The 4,361-nt window shown below is 71.4% G+C and carries 5 protein-coding genes; all 5 read left to right on the top strand.

What is annotated here, in order from left to right; genetic code table 11:
* Positions 1-95: 95 nt before the first annotated feature.
* The 5 genes from WC493_RS21855 (at position 96) to WC493_RS21835 (ending at position 4,229) form a co-directional block, all read left to right on the top strand.
* Positions 96-503: a hypothetical protein gene (locus tag WC493_RS21855; RefSeq protein WP_373068504.1), complete on the top strand. Its 408-nt coding sequence runs from the start codon at positions 96-98 to the stop codon at positions 501-503.
* On the top strand, positions 500-862 hold the full coding sequence (gene tnpB / locus WC493_RS21850) for an IS66 family insertion sequence element accessory protein TnpB (protein ID WP_373068502.1): 363 nt from the start codon (positions 500-502) through the stop codon (positions 860-862). The genes WC493_RS21855 and tnpB overlap by 4 nt, the downstream gene beginning before the upstream one ends.
* A gap of 44 nt (positions 863-906) precedes the next feature.
* Positions 907-1,788 (top strand): DUF4338 domain-containing protein, encoded by an 882-nt coding sequence (locus WC493_RS21845; protein WP_373068500.1) that lies wholly within the window; start codon positions 907-909, stop codon positions 1,786-1,788.
* Positions 1,785-3,506 carry an IS66 family transposase gene (locus tag WC493_RS21840; protein WP_373068498.1) on the top strand — a complete coding sequence of 574 codons (1,722 nt, stop codon included), beginning with the start codon at positions 1,785-1,787 and terminating at the stop codon, positions 3,504-3,506. The genes WC493_RS21845 and WC493_RS21840 overlap by 4 nt, the downstream gene beginning before the upstream one ends.
* A 171-nt stretch (positions 3,507-3,677) precedes the next feature.
* A complete protein-coding gene (locus WC493_RS21835; protein WP_373068496.1) occupies positions 3,678-4,229 on the top strand; it encodes a recombinase family protein in 552 nt (183 codons plus the stop codon).
* Positions 4,230-4,361 lie beyond the last annotated feature (132 nt).

Here is a 4,361-nt window from a genome sequence, read left to right as displayed (position 1 = left end):
GGTCCATCGTGTCCCGTCGGCAAGCGTGCGTGACCCTGGCGGGGGCGCCGGCGTAGCGTCCTGATCTGCGGGCGGGGGCCGCAGGAGGACGCGCCATGGCGAGGACTGCGGGGCCGGCACTGCCGGCCGGGGTGAAGCTGCTTCGGAAGCGGATCGACTACTGGCGCCGGACGCGGGACCGGCGGACGCCGATGCCGGTGGATCTGTGGGACGAGGCGGTCGCGCTGGCGCGGAGCGGCAGAGCGTACGCGGTGGCCCACGCGCTGGGGGTCAACTTCGAGGGTCTTCGGCGGCGGGTGGCCGAGGCGGTGGGCGGCGTGCCGAGGGCATCTCCCTCGGCGTTCGTCGAGCTGAGCGGGACGGAGATCATCGGCAGCGCGTCGGCATCGGGTGCCGTGGTCGAGCTGTCGGACGGCGCCGCGCGGCTGACGGTGCGCATGGCGGCCGGCGTGGAGTTGGACGTGGCGCGCGTCGTGGCCGCCTTCCGGCGGCGCGAGGCATGATCCAGATCACGCCGCAGATGCGCGTTCTGGTGGCGATCGCGCCGGCCGACTTCCGCCGCGGCATCGACGGTCTGGCGCAGATCTGCCGCGCGGTGCTGGGGGCCGATCCGTTCACCGGGACGGTGTTCGCCTTCCGCAACCGGCGGGCCACGGCGATCAAGCTGCTCGTGTACGACGGGCAGGGATTCTGGCTGTGCCACAAGCGCTGGTCCCGTTCGAGGTTTCGTTGGTGGCCGTCCTCGGCGGATGCGGGGACGCCCCTGCGCGCGCACGAGCTGCAGGTGCTGCTGTGCGGCGGCGACCCAACGGCCACGCGCGTGCCCCCGGATTGGCGGCGCGTGACCGAGCCGGCGGCGTGAAGAAATAGCTTGCGTTCTATCTTCGGCCCTGATACGCAAGGTGCATGGACGCGCTGCTGAGGTACCGCGGACGCACCGTGAGCGACGACGACGTGGCGTTCATCCGCGGGCTGCTCGCCGGTCCCTCCGGCACCAGCCGCCGGAAGCTGTCGCTGGATCTGTGCGCGGCGTGGGACTGGAGGCAGCCCAACGGTGAGCCGCGGGACGCGGTGTGCCGCGGTCTCCTGCTGGCGCTGGCGCGTGCGGGCCATCTCGAGCTGCCGGCGCCACGATGGGTACCGCGTGGGCCGCGCCGGCGGAGCGCACCGACGCTGCCGCCGGACGTGGACCGCGCGCCGATCGCCGCGAGCCTGGCGGCACTGGGGCCGATCGAAGTCCGCCAGGTGCGCCGCACGCCGGACGAGCCGCTGTTCGGCGGGTTGATCCAGGAGCATCACTATCTCGGCTACGTCCAGCCGGTCGGCGAGCACCTCAAGTTCATGGCCTACGCCGGCGAGCGGCCCGTGGCGTGCCTGGCGTGGAGCTCGGCGCCGCGGCACCTTGGGCCGCGCGACCGGTTCATCGGTTGGTCGGCGGAGGCGCGACGGACCAACATCCGTTTCGTCGCCTACAACAGCCGCTTCCTGATCCTGCCGTGGGTGCAGGTGCCGCACCTGGCCTCCCACCTGCTCGGCCGGATGGCGCGGATGCTGTCGTCGGAGTGGCAGCAGGTCTACGGCCACCCGGTGCACCTGCTGGAGACGTTCGTCCACGCCGAGCGCTACCGCGGCACCTGCTACCGCGCCGCCAACTGGACGGTTGTCGGGCGGACGACCGGACGCGGCAAGGACGACCGGGATCACCGCGGGCCAAATCGGCCGGTGAAGGACGTGCTCTGCTACCCGCTGGTGCGCGACTTTCGCGACCGGCTGTCGAGGATGCCGTGAGCCGCACACGGATCAAGAAGAAGCCGCCCCAGCGCCGCGATATCCAGCGCGCGGATCTGGAGGCGATCCTTGATCGGGCCAAGACGGGGCCGCTCGGCAGCAAAGACTTCACGACATTGAAGGCGGCGGTCGACACGCTGGTCTTCCTGACCCAGGAGTTGGAGGCGAAAGGGACGACCATCGACCGCCTCCGCCGCATGCTCTTCGGGGCGAGCACGGAGAAGACCCGCACGGTCTTTCCGGACCAGGTGCCGACGCCCGACGGCGAAGACGCCGCCGGCGCCGGGCAGACCGAAGCCGGCGCGGTGGCGCCCGGAAGCGACGCACCCGCGGGCACGGACATCGGCAAGGAGAAGCCGAAGCAGCCCGGACACGGCCGCAACGGAGCGGCTGCCTACGTCGGCGCCGACAAGATCAAGGTGCCGCACGCCACGCTGCACCAGGGCGACCGCTGTCCGCTCTGCCAGAAGGGCAAGCTCTACCGGCTGCCCCAGCCGGCGCTGCTGCTGCGCATCCGCGCCATCGCGCCGCTCCTCGCCTCCTGCTACGAGCTGGACCGGCTGCGCTGCAACACCTGCGGCGAGGTGTTCACCGCCGACGCACCCGACGGCGTCGGACCGGAGAAGTACGACGAGACGGCAGCCGCGATGATCGGTCTGTTGCGCTACGGGAGCGGCTTGCCCTTCAACCGCATCGCCCGGCTGGAGCGGGGATTCGGCATCCCGCTCCCGCCGCCGACGCAGTGGGAGGTGGTGGCGCGCGCCGCCGGATCGATGGCCTCGGCGTTCGAGGAGCTGATCCGGCAGGCGGCGCAAGCAAAGGTGGTCCACAACGACGACACGAAGATGAAGGTCCTTGAGCTGGCCGCCGGCTCGCGTCGCGACGCCGACGACGCGGACGACGACGACCGCAACCGGCCGTCCGCCGAGCGCACCGGCATCTTCACCTCCGGCGTCCTCGCCGACACCGGAGGGCATTCCATCGCCCTTTTCTTCACCGGCCACCAGCACGCCGGGGAGAATCTGGCCGACGTCCTGGCCCGTCGCGCCGCCGAGCTGCCGCCGCCGATCCAGATGTGCGACGCGCTGGCCGCCAACACTGCCGGCGACCTGCGCACCATCGTCGCCAATTGTGTCGCGCACGCCAGGCGGCAGTTCGTGGACGTCGCCGACAACTTCCCCGACGAGTGCCGCTACGTCCTCGACCAGCTCCGCCTCGTCTACAAGAACGACGCCGTCGCCCGCGAGCAGAAGATGTCCGACGAGGCGCGCCTGGCCTTCCACCAGGCCGAGAGCCGGCAGGTCATGGACGACCTCAAGGCGTGGATGGAATCGCAGTTCGCCGAGCGAAAGGTCGAGCCCAACTCGGGACTCGGCGACGCCATCCGCTACATGCTCGATCACTGGTCGAAGCTCACCCTCTTCCTCCGCCAGGCCGGCGCCCCGCTCGACAACACGGCCGTCGAGCGGTCGCTCAAGAAGGCGATCTGCCACCGCAAGAACTCGCTGTTCTACAAGACGCTCCGCGGCGCCCACGTCGGCGACATGTTCATGAGCCTCATCCACACCGCCGAGCTCGTCGGCGCCAACCCGTTCGAGTACCTCGTCGCGCTCCAGCGTCACCACGACCGCGTCGCCCAGATCCCCGCCGACTGGATGCCCTGGAACTTCACCGACGCGCTTGCGCGCCTGACCTCCGCTGCCGACCCGCCGCGCTGACCGCGCGCCGGTGTCGCACAGACGAGCGTTTCTGCGACACCCACCGCCCACCTCGGAATCCCCGGCCTCCAACCCCTGCCCGGTGTCGCAGATCCCTGTCGCGATACCCGCCGTCGCACAACCGGCCTATCCTCCCCCTTTCGCGACACCCGACAGGAAGGAGGAGGACCCATGCTGCTCGGCTACGCCCGGATCTCGACCGACGACCAGAAGCGGGACCTGCAACACGATGCGCTGCGCGCCAACGGCTGCGACCGCATCTTCGACGAGACGGCATCCGGCGCCGCGGCCCGGCTGCCCGTCCGCGACCGGCTGCTCGACTTCGCCCGCCCCGGAGACGCCATCGTCGTCTGGAAGCTCGATCGCCTCGGCCGCTCGCTGCGCGACCTCATCGACATCGTCACCCGGATCGGCCAACGAGGCGTCGCCCTGCGCTCGCTCCACGAGTCGATCGACACCGCCACGCCGGCCGGCAAGCTCACCTTCCACGTCTTCGCCGCGCTGAGCGAGTTCGAGCGCGACGTCCTGCGCCAGCGCACCCGCGCCGGCCTCGCCGCGGCGCGCACCCGCGGCGCCAAGCTCGGCCGCCCCCGACTCCTCACCCCCGAACAGCTCGAGATGGCCCGCACCCTGATGGCCAACCCGAACCTCTCAGCACGCCAGGTCGCCCGGCAGCTCGGCGTCCACCGCGCCACGCTCTACAGGAATCTCGGAGGCCGGTAGGCCTCGCGCCGCCCGGCAGGGCCGCCGGCGGCGAATCTACGCATGCTTGCCGACGGGACACCGTGGGCGGCGACGGGCGAGGTGGCGGCGTCGTTCCCGTCGCGCCGCCTTCCGCGATGCCACAACGGGCGT

This window comes from Zavarzinia sp., assembly GCF_041650655.1.
Taxonomy (GTDB): Bacteria; Pseudomonadota; Alphaproteobacteria; order Zavarziniales; family Zavarziniaceae; genus Zavarzinia.
The sequence above is the reverse complement of the archived record's forward strand: the minus strand, read 5'-3'. Positions and strand labels throughout refer to the sequence as shown.

Excerpts from the sequence above, each read along its gene's own strand:
- WC493_RS21855 (WP_373068504.1), top strand. The coding sequence starts at position 96 with ATGGCGAGGACTGCGGGGCCGGCACTGCCGGCCGGGGTGAAGCTGCTT.
- tnpB (WP_373068502.1), top strand. The coding sequence starts at position 500 with ATGATCCAGATCACGCCGCAGATGCGCGTTCTGGTGGCGATCGCGCCG.
- WC493_RS21845 (WP_373068500.1), top strand. The coding sequence starts at position 907 with ATGGACGCGCTGCTGAGGTACCGCGGACGCACCGTGAGCGACGACGAC.
- WC493_RS21835 (WP_373068496.1), top strand. The coding sequence starts at position 3,678 with ATGCTGCTCGGCTACGCCCGGATCTCGACCGACGACCAGAAGCGGGAC.